Genomic DNA, 14,668 nt, shown 5'->3' with positions numbered 1-14,668 from the left:
GCCCCCGATCGCCCGCGTCCGCCGCCGTCGCCGCCCCTCCGGCGAACCGCCGCCGCTGCCCCGCCAGCTCCGGGCGTCGGGCAGGTGGTGGCTGGGGCTCAGCGCGCTGGTCCTGCTGGCCTGCCTCGCCGTGGTGGTCACCGGGACCATCCGGTACGTCGACGTCGCCGACACCCGGGTCCTCCAGGCGATCGCGAGCACCCGGACGCCCGCGCTGACCGCGGTCGCCGAGGTCGCGGGCGTGCTGGCCGGCGCGAAGGCGCTGCACGCCATCTGGCTGGCGGACCTGGTCCTGCTCGCCGCCTTCCGCCGCTGGCGGCACCTGCTGGTGTGGCTGGGCGTGGGCCTGCTCGTGGTCAACGTCGGCACCGCGATGACGGTGACCCTCCAGCGGCCCCGGCCGTTCGAGGTGGCGGTGCTCGGCGACTGGTCCGGGTTCGCGATGCCGTCGCTCCCGGTGACGGTGCTGGCCGCGCTGCTGGTCAGCACCCTCTACTCCCTCGTCCCGCCCGGCCGGAAGCGGACGATCGGCAAGTGGGTGGTCTGCGGGCTGCTGGTCGTCACCGCCGCCTCCCGGCTCTACCTGGCCCAGGACCACCCCACCGGCGTCCTGGCCGGCGTGGTCCTCGGGGTGGCGACACCCCTGGCCGCCTTCCGGCTGCTGACGCCCAACGCCGTGCACCCGGTGCGCTACACCCGGGCCCGGCCGGCCCACCTGGACGTCTCCGGTGAGCGGGGAGCGGCCATCGTCCGGGCGCTGCAGGACCAGTTGGGGCTGGTGGCCACCGACGTCTCCCCGTTCGGCCTGGCCGGTTCGGGTGGCTCCACGCCGCTGCGGATCACCGTCAAGGCCCACGACCCGCAGGGGGAGGAGGAGAGCCACGTCTTCGGCAAGCTCTACGCGGCCACCCACGTGCGCTCCGACCGCTGGTACAAGCTCGGCCGCACGCTGCTGTACGGCCGGCTGGAGGACGAGCAGCCCTTCCACAGCGTCCGGCGGCTCGTCCAGTACGAGGACTACGTGCTGCGGGTGCTGTGCGACGGCGGGCTGCCGGTCCCGCAGCCGCTGGGCATCGTGGAGATCACGCCGGAGCGGGAGTACCTGCTGGTCACGGAGTTCATCTCCGGCGCACGCGAGGCGGGCGAGGCCGAGGTCGACGACGCGGTCATCGACCAGGGGCTGGCGATCGTGCGCCGGCTGTGGGAGATCGGCATGGCCCACCGGGACATCAAGCCGGCCAACCTGCTGGTCCGCGACGGCACGCTGCACCTGATCGACTCCGCGTTCGCCGAGGTGCGCCCGAGCCCGTGGCGGCAGGCGGTGGACCTGGCCAACATGATGCTGGTCCTGGCGCTGCGCACCGACGCCGAGCGGGTGTACCGGCGGGCGCGGCTGCAGTTCTCCGACGAGGAGATCGCCGAGGCGTTCGCCGCCACCCGCGGGCTGACCATGCCCTCGCAGCTGCGGCGCATGATCCGCCAGCAGGGGCGGGACCTGCAGGAGGAGTTCCTCGCCCTGCTTCCGTTCCGGCTGCCGCCGGTGCGCATCCAACGCTGGACCTGGCGGCGGGCCGGGCTGACCGTCGTCACCCTCGCCGCCGCCGGGATCGCCGCCTACGTGTCGGCGGGTCTCCTCGGGTCCCCGCTGTGACCGGGCGGGCGCGCCGGGCCGCGCCGCTGCTGCTCGCGGCCGGCCTGCTCGCCGGCTGCGGGCAGCCGGTGGTGCTGGGCGAGGAGACGCTGGCGTGCGAGGAGGGCGACGCCGGGCTCCCCGCCAACGGCGTCGTCCTCATGGCGCAGTCGGTGCCCGGTGCGACGTGGGTGCCCTGCCTGGAGGCGATGCCCCTCGGGTGGGGCCTGGCCGGGCTGGAGGCGACCGAGTCCTCCGCGCGCTTCTGGCTGGACTCCGACCGCGACGGGCTGCGCGCGCTCGAGGTGGCGCTGACCGCGTCGTGCGACACGACCGGCGCCACGGAGATCCCGAGCGAGCGGGAGGGGATGCGCCGTTGGGAGCGGGTCGACCAGGTCAGCCCGCGGTACGTCGGCACCCGCTACTACGTCTTCCCCGGCGGGTGCCTGCGCGTGCTGTTCCGGTTGTCGGGCGAGAACCGGTCCGAGCCGCTGGCCGTGGCGACGCAGGGCATCGGGGCGGTGACCCGCGACCAGGTGCGGGCGGCCGTCCTCGACCAGACCGACGGCGAGCTGGAGCTCGACCCCCCGGCGGGTGACCGGTGAGCGCCACCGCGGCCCCGGTGGGCGGCCGGGCCCGCCGTCCGCGGTGGGCCCGGGCCCTCGGGCCGCTGCTGTCGGCCGGGCTCGTCGTCGCCGTCTTCACCTGGTTCCTGCCCCAGTTCACCAGCCTCTCGGGGGTGTGGGCGGCGATCACGGGCATGACGTGGGTCGAGGTCGCCACCCTGCTGCTCGCGGCCGGCTGGAACGTGGTGACCTACCAGTTCGTCGTCGTCGCCACGACCCCCGGCCTGACCCTGCGGCAGGCCACGGTGGCCACCGAGGCCGCGACCGCCGTCTCCAACACCGTCGTCGGCGGGGCGGCGGTCGCCGTCGGCCTCACCTACGCGATGAACTCCTCGTGGGGGTTCTCCCGCTCCCGCACCTCCGTGGCGCTGCTGGTCGCCGGGCTGTGGAACAACTTCGCCAAGCTCGGCCTCCCGGTTCTGGCCCTGGCCCTCCTGGCGTTCTCGGCCCCACCCTCGGCCGCGCGGGTGGTCGGCGGGCTCCTGGGGCTCGGCGCCCTCGCGGCGACCGTCGCCCTCCTCGGGGTCGTGCTCCGCAGCGCCGGCGGGGCGGCCCGGCTCGGCCGCGCCGCCGCACGGGTGGCGACGGCGCTCCGCCGGCCGTTCGGCCGCGGCCCGGTGGAGGGCTGGGACCGGGCGACGACGAAGTTCCGTGACCGCACCGTGCTGCTGCTGCGGGCGCGCTGGCACTGGATCACCCTCGCCACGCTGGTCAGCCACCTGTCGCTGTTCCTGCTGCTGCTGCTGGCGCTGCGCTTCACCGGCGTGGGCGCCGACCAGGTCGGCGTGGCCGAGGCGCTCGTCGTCTTCTCCTTCGCGCGCCTGCTCACCGCCGTCCCGCTCACCCCCGGCGGGCTGGGCGTGGTGGAGGTGGCGCTGATCGCCGGCCTCGCCGCCGCCGGGGGACCGCGGGCGCAGGTGGCGGCCGCGGTGCTGCTGTTCCGGGCGCTGAGCTACGTCCTCCCCATCCCGCTGGGGCTGGGCTGCTACCTGTTCTGGCGGCACAACCGCTCGTGGCGGCGGGCGCCGAACGCCGCACCCCGCACGGCACTGGTCCCGGAGGCGGCGTGACGTCCGGCGCGCCCCTGCCGCAGCCTGCGTCCTGTGGTTGAGTGTTCCAGGTCACACCAGCGTCTCGGGGGATGGCGCCGCCCACCCCGGGGCCGCGCGTCGAGAGGAGACCGCGATGGCCCAGCCCGCGACCGACCCGGGGCGCGACGCGCCGAAGCCGCGCGCCGTCCCCGACGGCCCCCCGGCCGACGGGAGCGCCGAGCCGGCCACCGAGGCCGCCACCGGCCTGGACATGGTGCTCGTGGACGCCGCCGCCGGGCCGCTGCGCCGGCTGATCCCGCCGGCCGGGACGGTGCTGCGGTTCGGCGCCGCCCTGGCCCGCCGGCCCGACACGCTCGCCCGCCGCGGCGGTGAGCTGGCCCGGGAGCTCGGCAAGGTCGTCATCGGCCGCTCCGAGGTGGCGCCGGGCAAGAAGGACAAGCGGTTCGCCGACCCGGCCTGGAGCGGGAACCCGCTGCTCCGGCGCACCATGCAGGCCCACCTGGCGACGGCGCGGGTGGCCTGGGAGCTCATCGAGGACGCCCACCTGGACTGGCAGGACGACGAGCGGATCCGCTTCACCGCGACCAACCTGGTCGACGCCCTGGCCCCCAGCAACGTGCCGGTGCTCAACCCGCTGGCGCTCAAGGCGGTCATCGACACCGGCGGGAAGAACGCCGTCGAGGGGGTGCGGCGCCTGGTCCACGACCTGGCGAGCCCGCCGCGGGTGCCCTCCATGGTCGAGCCCGACGCCTTCACCGTGGGTGAGGACCTCGCCGTCACCCCGGGCGCGGTGGTGTTCCGCACCGACGTCTTCGAGCTCATCCAGTACCGGCCGACGACGGAGACCGTCCGGTCGGTGCCCCTGGTGGTCGTACCGCCGACGATCAACAAGTACTACATCACCGACCTCGCCCCCGGCCGCAGCATCGTGGAGCACTACCTGGCCGGCGGCCAGCAGGTGTTCATGATCGTGTGGCGCAACCCCGACGAGCGGCACGCCGACTGGGGCCTGGACACCTACGGCCAGGCGGTCCTGGACGCGCTGGACGCCGTCGAGCGGATCACCGGCCAGGACCAGGCGAGCGTGCAGGCCTTCTGCTCCGGCGGGATCATCACCGCGATGGTGCTGGCGCACCTGGCCGCCACCGGCCGCCAGGACCGCGTCCGCTCGGCCAGCTTCGCCGTCACCGTCCTCGACTGGGAGCGGGCCGGCACGATGTCCGCGCTCATGGACCCCGAGGCCGTGCGGGCCGCCATCGAGCGCTCGCGGAAGAAGGGGTACCTGGACGGCGCGCAGCTGGCCGAGGTCTTCGCCTGGCTGCGGCCGAACGACCTGATCTGGAACTACTGGGTCAACAACTACCTGCAGGGCAAGCCCCCGCCGAACTTCGACATCCTCTTCTGGAACGCCGACACCACGCGGATGAGCGCGGCGCTGCACCGCGACTTCATCGAGGTGGCGCTGGGCAACGCGCTGACCGAGCCGGGCCGGGCCACGATGCTCGGCACGCCGGTGGACCTCTCGGCGGTCACCGTCGACTCCTACGTCACCGCGGGCGTCGCCGACCACCTCTGCCCGTGGCAGGCCTGCTACCGCACCACCCAGCTGCTCGGCGGGGAGAGCCGGTTCGTGCTCTCGACCAGCGGCCACATCGCCTCGCTGGTCAACCCGCCGGGCAACCCGAGGTCGACGTTCCAGGTGGCGCCCTCCACCCCGCCGGACCCGCAGGAGTGGCTCGGCCGCGCGGAGACGGTGAAGGGCTCCTGGTGGCCGGACTACGTGGCCTGGCTCGGTGAGCGGTCGGGCGAGGAGGTCCCCGCGCCCCAGCAGCTGGGTGGCGACGGCCTCGAGCCGCTGGCCGATGCTCCGGGGACGTATGTCTTCGACAAGTAGCCGGGAGGTCGTCCGCAGCCTGACCATCGGCGGGCGGACGCTGCGCACCGCCGTGCGGCCGGGCACCGACGAGGCGGTGCCGCCGCTGCTGCTGATGAACGGCATCGGCGCCAGCCTGGAGGTGCTGCAGCCGTTCGTCGACGCGCTGGACCCGCGGCGCACCGTCATCCGCTTCGACGTCCCCGGCGTCGGCGGCTCGCCGCCGCCCGTCGTCCCCTACGTGCTGTCGACGCTGAGCCCGGTGGTCGCGGGGCTGCTGGACCGGCTGGGCCACAGCCGCCCGGTCGACGTCCTGGGCCTGTCCTGGGGTGGCGGGCTGGCCCAGCACTTCGCGGTGCAGCACCGGCGCCGCTGCCGGCGGTTGGTGCTGGCCGCGACCGCGACCGGCTCCCTCATGGTGCCGGCCAGCCCGCGGGTGCTGGCGCACATGCTCACCCCCCGGCGGCACCGCGACCCGGAGTACGCCCGCCGGGTCGCCGGGCGGATCTACGGCGGCTCGGTGCGCACCGACCCCGAGCGGGCCGCGGCGGCGCTGCACAGCCACACGCGGGTCGGCCCGCAGCGCGGCTACTACTACCAGCTGGCCTCGAGCACCGGCTGGAGCAGCCTGCCGTTCCTGCGGCTCATCCGGCAGCCCACCCTCGTCGTCGCCGGGGACGACGACCCGATCATCCCGGTGGTGAACGCACGGCTGATGGCCCGGCTGATCCCCCGGGCACAGCTGCACGTGTACCCCGGGGGGCACATCGCGCTGGTCACCGAGGCCGACGAGCTGGCCCCCGTGGTCGAGTCCTTCCTCGACCGCTGAGCCGCCCCGCTCAGCCGCGGGCGACCCCGCCGGCGACGTGCTCCTCGAAGCGGTCCATGACGTCGTCGATCAGCTGGGCGTGCGTGAAGTTCATGACGTCGTAGCTCGCCGCGCCGTCGACGTGGACGGCCAGCTGCGAGGACGCCGGGTCCGAGGACGGCCGGGCGCCACCGCCCCAGTGGGGAGCCCGGCCCGGCCGGACGCGGTAGCGGAACGGCGACCCGTCGCCGACCCCCGCGGTCAGCTCGACGCAGGGCGTCCCCGAGTCGTCGACCACCCACCGCGTGTCCGAGGTGACGTCCCGAGCACGCAGCTCGGCCGCCGCCTCCGCCAGCGCCGGCCGAGCCGTCTCGTGCAGGTACTGGTCGACCCGCTCGCGTCCCGTGGGACCCGGGGTGCGGCGGCGGCGCAGCCGGGCCCGGCGCCGGGCGGCCGGCCGGCCGGACGGCGCGATGCGGTGCCGGTGCGCGGCGCGGTCGGCCTCGCTGCGCAGGGCACGGTAGAGCCCGACCATCACCAGCACCATCACGAAGCCGAACGGCAGGCCCATGATGACGGTCGCGTTCTGCAGCGCCGGCACGCCGCCGACCAGCAGCATCGCGGCCGTGAGGACGCCGGTGGCGACCGCCCAGACGACGCGCACGCCCGGGGCGGCGTCGTCCTGGGGGCGGCGGAGGCGCGAGGAGAGGTTGGCCATCACCAGGGCGCCGGAGTCGGCGGACGTCACGTAGAACAGCAGGCCGACGAAGGTCGCGATCGAGGCGATGAACGGGAAGGCCGGGTAGTCGGCCAGCAGCGTGTAGAAGCCGCGCTCCGGGAGGTTCACCGTGGTCTCGCCGAACGCCGCGTCGCCCTGCCGGATCCGGTCGATCGCGCTGTTCCCGAAGATCGACACCCACATGAGGATGTAGCTGAACGGCAGCAGCAGCGTCCCGGCCACGAACTGGCGGATGGTCCGCCCGCGCGAGATGCGGGCCAGGAAGAGCCCGACGAAGGACGCCCAGGCGATCCACCAGGCCCAGAAGAACAGCGTCCAGGCGCTCAGCCACTCGTCGGGCCGGTCGTAGGCGAAGGTCTCCGTCGTCAGGCCGGGGAAGCTGCTGACGAAGTCGCCGACGTTCTGGACCAGCCCGTTGAGCAGGAACGCGGTGTTGCCGGTGACCAGCACGAAACCGGCCAGGCCGAGCGCGAGGACGACGTTGAGCTGGGAGAGCCGCTTGATCCCGCGGTCGACGCCGCTGACCGCCGACACCGTCGCCACGCCCACGGCCAGGGCGATCAGCCCCAGCTGGGCGGCGCGGCCCTCGGGGATGCCGAACAGCACCGACAGCCCGTAGTTCAGCTGGACGACGCCGATGCCCAGCGAGGTGGCGACGCCGAAGATCGTGCCGAGGACCGCCGCGATGTCGACGGCGTCGCCCAGCGTGCCGTGCACCCGCTTGCCGAAGATCGGGTAGAGCACCGAGCGGATCGCCAGCGGCATGTTCATGCGGTAGGCGAAGTAGGCCAGGGCCATGCCCATCAGGGCGTACATGCCCCACCCGTTGATGCCGTAGTGGAACAGCGTCCAGACGGTCGCCTCGGCGGCGGCCTCCGGGGTCCCACCCTCCCCCACCGGCGGCGCCAGGAACTGGGTGACGGGCTCGGCGACGGCGAAGAACATCAGGTCGGTGCCGATGCCCGCGGCGAAGAGCATCGACGCCCAGGCGAACGTGCTGAACCGCGGTGTGGAGTGCTCGGGGCCGAGCTTCACCTTCCCGTACCGGGAGAAGGCGATGACCAGCACGAAGACGAGCACCGCGGTCGCGAAGGCGATGTAGAACCAGCCGAACCACTCGGAGGTCCAGCCGACGAGCGACCCGATGGTCTCGGCGGCCGAGGCCGGGCTCGCCGTCGCCCAGAGCGCGATGGCGAGGACACCGGCGACCGAACCGTAGAAGACCCGGCGCTTCAGCCCGTTCCCCGCCTCGGCGGGCCGGGCGTCCAGGTCGCTCACGCCCGCTCACCCCGCCCGGTGGGCGCGGGGCGGGAGGCCGTGGGGAGGGGTGAGCCGGTCACCGGCGGATGGTGGCACACCTCGCCGGTCCCGGCAGAGGTTGCGCCGGGCGCGACCGGTCAGCCGGCGGGTGCCGCCAGGGCATCGCGGCGCAGCAGCGCCCCGGCCTCGACCGCGGGGAGCGGCCGGGAGAGCAGGTAGCCCTGCGCCCGGTCGCAGGCCTCGGCCCGGAGCCGGGCCAGCTGCGCCTGCTCCTCGACCCCCTCCGCGACGACGGTCAGCCCGAACGTGTGCGCCGCGCGGATCATCAGGGCCACGAGCTCCAGGTGCGCCGGCTCGGCCGACGCCACGAAGCTGCGGTCGATCTTGAGGGTGTCGACGGGCATGCTGCGCAGCTGCCCGATCGAGGTGTAGCCGGTGCCGAAGTCGTCGATGGCGATGCCGACGCCCATCCCCCGCAGCTCGGTGAGGTGGTCGTAGGCGGCCGGGTCGTCCACGAGCACGGTCTCGGTGACCTCGAGGACCAGCAGCCGCGCCGGCAGGCCCGAGGCCTCGAGCGCCTCGGCCACGTCCGCGACGATCCGCCGGTCGGCGAGATGCCGGCCGGAGACGTTGACCGCGACGGTCGGCTCGGGCCGGCCCGGGGCCACCGGGGTGGCGGCCCGCCACTGGGCCAGCTGCCGGGTGGCCTCGCCGAGCACGAAGCGGTCGATGTCCCGGATGAGGCCGGAGCGCTCGGCGACCGGGACGAACCGGTCGGGCGGGACCGCGCCCACGCCCGGCCGGTCCCAGCGCACGAGCGCCTCGTACCCGGTCAGCCGGTCGGAGGCGACGTCCACGACCGGCTGGTAGACCAGGTGCATCTCGCCGCCGGCCAGGCCGTGGGCGATCGCGGCCTCGAGCTCGGCCTGCTCGGCGAGCTGCAGCCGCAGCGTCTCGTCGAAGATCTCCGCCCGGCCCCGGCCGTGGGCCTTGGCCCGGCAGGCGGCGGTGTCGGCCTCGGCGAACAGCACGTCGGCGTCGGTGCCGCCGTCGCGGCTGACCGCCACCCCGATGCTGGCGCCGATGGTGGCCGTCGCCGTCCCGACGGCGACCGGCCGGCTGACCGACGCGATCAGCCGCTCGGCCAGGTCCAGGAGGTCGTGCTCGGCGTGCACGGGCTCCACGAGGACGACGAACTCGTCGCCACCGAGGCGGCAGACGACGTCGCCCGGGCGGACGGCGGCGCGCAGCCGGGCCGCCACCGCGCGCAGCACCTCGTCGCCGGCGGCGTGGCCGTGGGCGTCGTTGACCGCCTTGAAGCCGTCGAGGTCGATGTAGAGCAGCCCGGTCATCTCCCCGGACCGCCGACCGCGGTGCAGGGCGGAGGTCACCAGCGTGACCGCCTGCGCGCGGTTGGGCAGCTCGGTCAGCGGGTCGTGGGTGGCCCGGTGCGCTAGGGCGAACTGCAGCTCCTCGCGCTGGCGGACGGAGGTGACGATCGCCCGCACCGAGGCGTGCACGACCTCGCCGAGCGGGCCGGGCAGGGGCTCGTCGAGGAGCGCGTCGTCGAGGTCGCCGCGCGCCACGGCCTGCGCCTGGTCCTGGATGCGGCGCAGCCCCGCCACGGCCGAGCCGAGGGCGGCCGAGACCGTCCGGACCTCCCGCGGGCCGTCGGCCTCCACCTCGACCAGCGACCCCTGGCTGATCTCGGTCGCCTGCGCGGCCAGCAGCCGGAGCGCCCGGGTGACGCTGCGGCCGAGCAGGACGGCGCCCAGCACCGAGCCGGCGAGCAGGCCGGCACCCATCACGAGGACGGCCTGGAGCCGGTCCTCGGCGCGTGCGCGGTCGGCCTCGACGAGCGAGCGGGCCTCCTCGACCGCCGTCCCCACCAGCCCGGCGAGGAGGGTGCCGCGTTCCTGGCTCTGGAGCAGCGCGACGACGAGGTCGGGGAGCGCGAGGTTGCGGACCTCGCCGGCGAGACCTCGGGCGAACAGACCGTCCAGGTCGGCGACGACGTCGGAGGCGCGCACCTCCTGCCAGGCCTCGCGCAGGGGCTCCCCGGAGAGGGTGTCCATCCGGCGCTGGGCGTCCCGGTAGTCCATCCAGGCGGTCTCCCAGGCGGTCCGGGAGCCGATCAGCTGCTCCTGGTCGTCGACGAGGAGGGAGCCGAGGAACAGCGGCATCTGCCGGGCCGTCGCCTGCGCCAGCTGCGCCACGGTCCGGACGTCGCTGACGGCACGCATCGTGGCGACGGGGACGCCCTCGGAGGTCGCCGCGACGGCGGCGGCCGCCTGGGCGGCCATCAGGTCGTTGGAGACGGCGAGGAAGCGCAGGTGCAGCTCCTCGATGCCCAGCCGCCTCCCCTCGTAGGCCCGGCGCAGCTTCGTCACGTCCTCTGCCGCATGCGCGGCCGCCTCCGCAGCGACCGGGTTGCCGGTGAGGCGCTCCAGGGCCGCATCGGTGGAGGTCCGCGCCCGCGCCGCCTCGTCGAGGGCGGCCTGCTCCTGGGCGCGCAGGAAGAACGTGGGCAGCCCGAGGGCTGCTGCGGCGACCGGGTCGTCGACGATCGACAGGGTGAGGGCGGGGATCATCTCCTGCTCCACGCCGCTGCGTGCGGCGTCGAGCAGGGCGAGCGCGCGGACGGCGACCTCGGCGCGCTCGGCGCCGGCGACCTCGGCCGCCCGGGCCTGGGCCGCCGCCACGGTGAGGACGACGACGCCGACCAGCGGCAGCAGCACGAGCGCGGCCAGGTACCGCCACAGCGGTCCACCGCGCCGCTGCCGGCGGCCCTCGTCCGGGGTTCTGCGCACGCTGCTCCTATCGACCGTGGTGCGGAAGGCTTGAGACGGTCCCCACCCGTGCAGGTGAGACGCGTCACGGGTCGGGAATGCCAGGTGCTGCACAGCTCGGGCGCGGGAATTCGTCAGACCCACCGGGGAGGGTCGCGGTGCACCGCAAGCCCCGAGGAGAGCCAGTGATCGACCTGCCCGCCCGCTCCGCCCACGCCGTGCCCCTCCCGTCGGGCGGCCGGCGCCTCCCGGCCCGGCTGCGCCGGCGGCCCGTGCTGGTCGTGCCCCCGGCCCCGGAGGCCGCGCATCGCTGCTGAGCCGCCCCGGCGCCCGCCGTCAGCGGGCGGCTGCGGTGACCAGGTGGCAGCCGGGCGAGCCGAACTCGACGACGCCGAAGCCCATCTGGCCCAGCACCGTGGCCACGGCGGCGGTCATCGTCCGCTGCACGGCGGCCTCCAGCGCACCGCCGCGCGCCTGGTGCACGCTCATCCGGTCGTGCTGGCGCCACGTGACGAGGACGCCCGCGCCGTCCGGGTGCGGGGTCAGGCAGACGCCGCCCGCGGCGTGCCCGGCCGGCTCCCGGCCCTCGCAGTCGTGCAGCGGCAGCCCGGCCTCGAGCAGCGCGGAGGTGACGTCGACGGCGAGCGTGGTCAGCACGTCCTCGTCGTCCACCATGAACGGGTCCCAGTCCTCGGGGAGCCGGTCGAGCTGGTCACCGAGGTCGGCCAGCCACTCGCGCTCGGCCGGTGCCTGCCGGCGCGCCACGCCGCCGTCGGGGCGCCGGCCGCCGTGCACCACCCGCGTGGTCTCCTCCAGGCCCGCCGAGAGCCGCGCCCACCCGGCGTCGATCGCATCGGCGAAGGGACCGGCCACGACCTCGCCGTCGTGCTCCGCGACGAGCCACCAGCCGGTGGTCGAGGGGCCGGCGGGGCGGCGCGGCCCGGCGGGGTGGGTGGCGAGGCCGACGGCCGTCCGCTCCGCCGCGGCCCCCTGGGCGCGGACGGTCTCGGGAACCGTGACGTCGCCGGGGGCGTGGGCCGGCCCGGCCGCCTGCGGGGCGCCGACCGCCGCCCGCTGCTGCGCCTGCACGGCGTTGCGCTCGAACTCGTAGCGGGCGGTGGAACTCGCGCCCAGCACCACCACGACGGCGATCAGCGCGCCGCAGCCGAGCAGCGGCGCGAGGACCGTCAGCAGCTCACCAGGCACGCCAGGCCCCCTGCGGCCCCTCGCCCCAGGCCGACGCGCGGTGGGTCCACTCCTGCACCCGGGCGGTCCAGCCGGGATGGGGCGGACGGGGCGCCGGCGGGGCGGCGGCCGGCTCGTCCACCATCAGCTCGCTCAGCAGGGCCAGGCCTTCGTCGGCGCCCTCCGGGGCGTGGGCGGACGGCTTGCGGACCGGTGATGCGGTGGCGTGCACAGGGGGCTCCTCGCGGGTGGTTCTCCGCGGCTGGGAAGCACCGCGGACGTCCCGAAGGCTAGGGACGGCGAGGCCCCGCGACGGCCCCTCGGACCTGCTGCTGACCTGGCCCGTTTCCCATTCGTTGCGCACGGCCCCCGGGGCGTGCGGTGACCCCTCCTCCGCGCCGGCGACCTGTCGACAAAGCGCCGGCCCCCGAGCGTGGCGCGGGCGCGGACGGGGGTCGGTCACCCCGGTGGCGGTTCCGGCGCGCCGGCGTGTCGCGGGTCAGCCCACGGCGGCGAGGAGGGCCCGCACCCGGTCCAGCACCTGGGCCGCGGCCGCAGCGTCGTGGTCGGCGAGGCCCCGGTCGGTGAACAGGTGCCGCTCCCCCGGGTAGAGGAACAGCGCGGCGCCGTCGACGGCCGCGGCGAGCTCGCGTGCGACGTCGACGTCCCCCTGCTCATCGGCGTCCATGACGTGGAACTGCACCGGCACCCCGGCGGGCCACTCGCCGGCGAACTCCCCGAGCGGGACGGCGGCGTGCAGCAGCACCGCGCCGGCGGCACGCGGGCGGGTCTGCGCGAGCAGCTGGGCCGGCAGGACGCCGAGGGAGAACCCCGCGTAGACCAGCCGTTCCGGCAGCCCCTCCACGGCCGCGCGGCCGCGCGCGAGCACGGCGCCGAGACCGACCTCCTGGGCGTGCGCGACGCCCTCGTCGAGGGTGGCGAAGGTGCGCCCCTCGTACAGGTCCGGTGTGTGGACGACGTGCCCGTCGGCGCGCAGGTCGTCGGCGAACGCGCGGACGCCGGGGGTCAGCCCCTGCGCGTGGTGGAACAGCACCATCTCGGCCATGGGCGGACGTTAGCCGCGACCGGGCCGGCGGGAGCCTCCTCGGTGCGCTGTTCCCGGGCGCCGGCGTGATGGTGCTCAGCCACGCTCGACTCCCTCATCGAGAGAGCGTCGAGGACCGACCGAGACAGCTGTCGACCAGCAACCGCAGCACTGTCGCGGCCAAACCCGGAGCCCCGCGGTCGAGCATCAGGCGGGACAACACGAGGAGGAGGTGGGCCCCGTGGGGCTCGAACCCACAACCCGCGGATTAAAAGTTCCCAAAAGACACTTTTCTGATCAGCGCATTCTACGCGGAACTGGGCCATGACCAGCGGAAATACCGTTTGCTGCGATCGGCCGATGTTGGTCGCGAACGGCCCTTCTGTGGGCGTCTTGTGGGCGCGGTGTGGGCGGGAGACCGTCCGGTGAAGCGTCCCCACTGACCCGCACGCCATGGTGAACCATCCGGGTGATGGCGAGCGCCGTAGCTGGGGGGCACCCACCCCCGACCTGGACGACGGGCGGCGGCACTAACCGGAACGGTGCTCAGCGCCCCGTCGTCGAAGGCTCCGGCGGGCGCCGCCCGCTCAGCGCGATATGCCTCGCCCTGCGGCGGTGTGCCGGGTGAGTGCCGCGAGGTCCTCGGGCCGCGGGAGGCGGACACCCGGCTCGGAGGCGGTCGGCAGCGGGGCGGCCGATCGGTGTGGGTTCGGGTCGGCGTCCTGGCGTGCACGCAAGGTGTCCCGCTCTCCGGCGAGGCGGTCGGGCGGCTGGGCGCGGAGCGCCGGCTCGGAGGTCAGTCGTGCGATGCGCGCGCGTACATCGGTGAGCTGCTGGCGAGCAGCGGCGATCTGGTGTTCGGTGTCGGACAGTCGCTCCGCCGGGTCGAAGGTCCGGGCGAGCGGTCCGAAGCGGGCGAGCCGGTTCTCGTGCTGGCGGCGGGCGTCGGCCACCGCGGCCCCGGCGTGCCGGTGGGCCTCCTGGGCGGTGGCTGCGGTCGCGCGCAACTGAGCGTGCTCCGGGTGGGCGTGTTCGGCGTGGTGGCGGGCGTAGGAGTCGAAGGCGGTCCACAGCCGCGGTTGGTCGTCGGACCGGTCAGCCAGGCGCGCGATCTGCCGCGGGTCGGTGGGCATGGCCGGCAGGTAGGGCCGCCAGGCGTCCGCCCAGTCCACCAGCTGCTCGCCGGCCCGGTTCACCGCCGCCAGCCGAAGCCGGAGCCGGCCGGGACCGTCGAGCACGACCCGCGCGGCGTCGCGGGCGGCGTCCCGCCCGGTGTCCCAGCTGGCGAGCAGCGTGTCGCGGATCCGGTCGGTCTCGGCGGTGACGGCCGCGCCGCTGGCGTCGGCCCGCGCCGTGGCGTGTCGGGCGTCGATCCCTGTCTGCCGATAGGCCTCGGTGAGCGCGGCGGTCCGGTCGGCGTGGGCCGACTTGAGCGCGACGATCTCGCGTAGCGCGTCCCGGCGCGGCAGGTCGGAGGCGAGCCGATCCAGGCAGCGTTGCTCGGCCGTCCACGCAGAGTGCAGGTCGGCGAGCGACTGTTCCAGCGGTCGGGGCGTGGCGTAGCGGGTGGCTTCGGCGGCGGCCAGCCGGGCGGCGTGTGCGGGGCCGAGGTCGGCGCGGTCGCGGGCGAAGACCGCGAGCCACTGCTCCCGTGCCTCGGC

10 protein-coding genes and 1 pseudogene are annotated in these 14,668 nt (G+C 75.3%); 5 read left to right on the top strand and 6 right to left on the bottom strand.

Features of this window, described 5'->3' with window-relative positions:
* From E9565_RS19080 to phaZ, 5 genes are all read left to right on the top strand, one after another.
* On the top strand, window positions 1-1,651 hold a 1,651-nt coding region (locus E9565_RS19080; protein WP_236836472.1), incomplete at its 5' end, for a phosphatase PAP2 family protein.
* The gene (locus tag E9565_RS19075; protein ID WP_236828271.1) at window positions 1,648-2,235 is read left to right on the top strand and encodes a hypothetical protein; all 588 of its coding nucleotides are present in this window, start codon (window positions 1,648-1,650) and stop codon (window positions 2,233-2,235) included. The genes E9565_RS19080 and E9565_RS19075, both read left to right, overlap by 4 nt.
* Complete coding sequence (locus E9565_RS19070) at window positions 2,232-3,326, top strand: YbhN family protein (protein ID WP_236836470.1); 1,095 nt, start codon at window positions 2,232-2,234, stop codon at window positions 3,324-3,326. The genes E9565_RS19075 and E9565_RS19070 overlap by 4 nt, the downstream gene beginning before the upstream one ends.
* Window positions 3,327-3,441: 115 nt before the next feature.
* On the top strand, window positions 3,442-5,202 hold the full coding sequence (locus tag E9565_RS19065; protein WP_236836468.1) for an alpha/beta hydrolase: 1,761 nt from the start codon (window positions 3,442-3,444) through the stop codon (window positions 5,200-5,202).
* Window positions 5,186-6,010, top strand: a complete 825-nt coding sequence (phaZ, locus tag E9565_RS19060; RefSeq protein WP_236828274.1) for a poly(3-hydroxyalkanoate) depolymerase — start codon at window positions 5,186-5,188, stop codon at window positions 6,008-6,010. Before E9565_RS19065 ends, phaZ begins: the two co-directional genes overlap by 17 nt.
* Before the next feature lie 10 nt (window positions 6,011-6,020).
* On the opposite strand, the gene betT is transcribed toward phaZ, so the two are convergent.
* The 6 genes and pseudogenes from betT to E9565_RS19030 form a co-directional block, all read right to left on the bottom strand.
* Window positions 6,021-8,006, bottom strand: a complete 1,986-nt coding sequence (betT, locus tag E9565_RS19055) for a choline BCCT transporter BetT (protein WP_236828275.1) — start codon at window positions 8,004-8,006, stop codon at window positions 6,021-6,023.
* A gap of 119 nt (window positions 8,007-8,125) precedes the next feature.
* Window positions 8,126-10,798, bottom strand: coding sequence for a bifunctional diguanylate cyclase/phosphodiesterase (locus tag E9565_RS23390; RefSeq protein ID WP_236836466.1), 2,673 nt, complete (start codon window positions 10,796-10,798; stop codon window positions 8,126-8,128).
* A gap of 315 nt (window positions 10,799-11,113) precedes the next feature.
* A complete protein-coding gene (locus E9565_RS19045; protein WP_236828277.1) occupies window positions 11,114-11,983 on the bottom strand; it encodes a hypothetical protein in 870 nt (289 codons plus the stop codon).
* Window positions 11,973-12,194 (bottom strand): hypothetical protein, encoded by a 222-nt coding sequence (locus tag E9565_RS19040; protein ID WP_236828278.1) that lies wholly within the window; start codon window positions 12,192-12,194, stop codon window positions 11,973-11,975. The genes E9565_RS19045 and E9565_RS19040 overlap by 11 nt, the downstream gene beginning before the upstream one ends.
* 267 nt (window positions 12,195-12,461) lie before the next feature.
* Window positions 12,462-13,028: a dienelactone hydrolase family protein gene (locus E9565_RS19035; protein ID WP_236828279.1), complete on the bottom strand. Its 567-nt coding sequence runs from the start codon at window positions 13,026-13,028 to the stop codon at window positions 12,462-12,464.
* Window positions 13,029-13,594: 566 nt separating this feature from the next.
* Window positions 13,595-14,668, bottom strand: a pseudogene (locus E9565_RS19030) (TrwC relaxase); the annotation flags it as partial.

Origin of the sequence: Blastococcus sp. KM273129, assembly GCF_021698995.1 — a bacterium.
GTDB lineage: Bacteria > Actinomycetota > Actinomycetes > Mycobacteriales > Geodermatophilaceae > Blastococcus.
This window is presented reverse-complemented; position numbering and strand designations above follow the sequence as displayed.

Coding starts and splice junctions, on each gene's coding strand:
- E9565_RS19035 (WP_236828279.1), bottom strand. CDS start 13,028: ATGGCCGAGATGGTGCTGTTCCACCACGCGCAGGGGCTGACCCCCGGC.
- E9565_RS19065 (WP_236836468.1), top strand. CDS start 3,442: ATGGCCCAGCCCGCGACCGACCCGGGGCGCGACGCGCCGAAGCCGCGC.
- phaZ (WP_236828274.1), top strand. CDS start 5,186: ATGTCTTCGACAAGTAGCCGGGAGGTCGTCCGCAGCCTGACCATCGGC.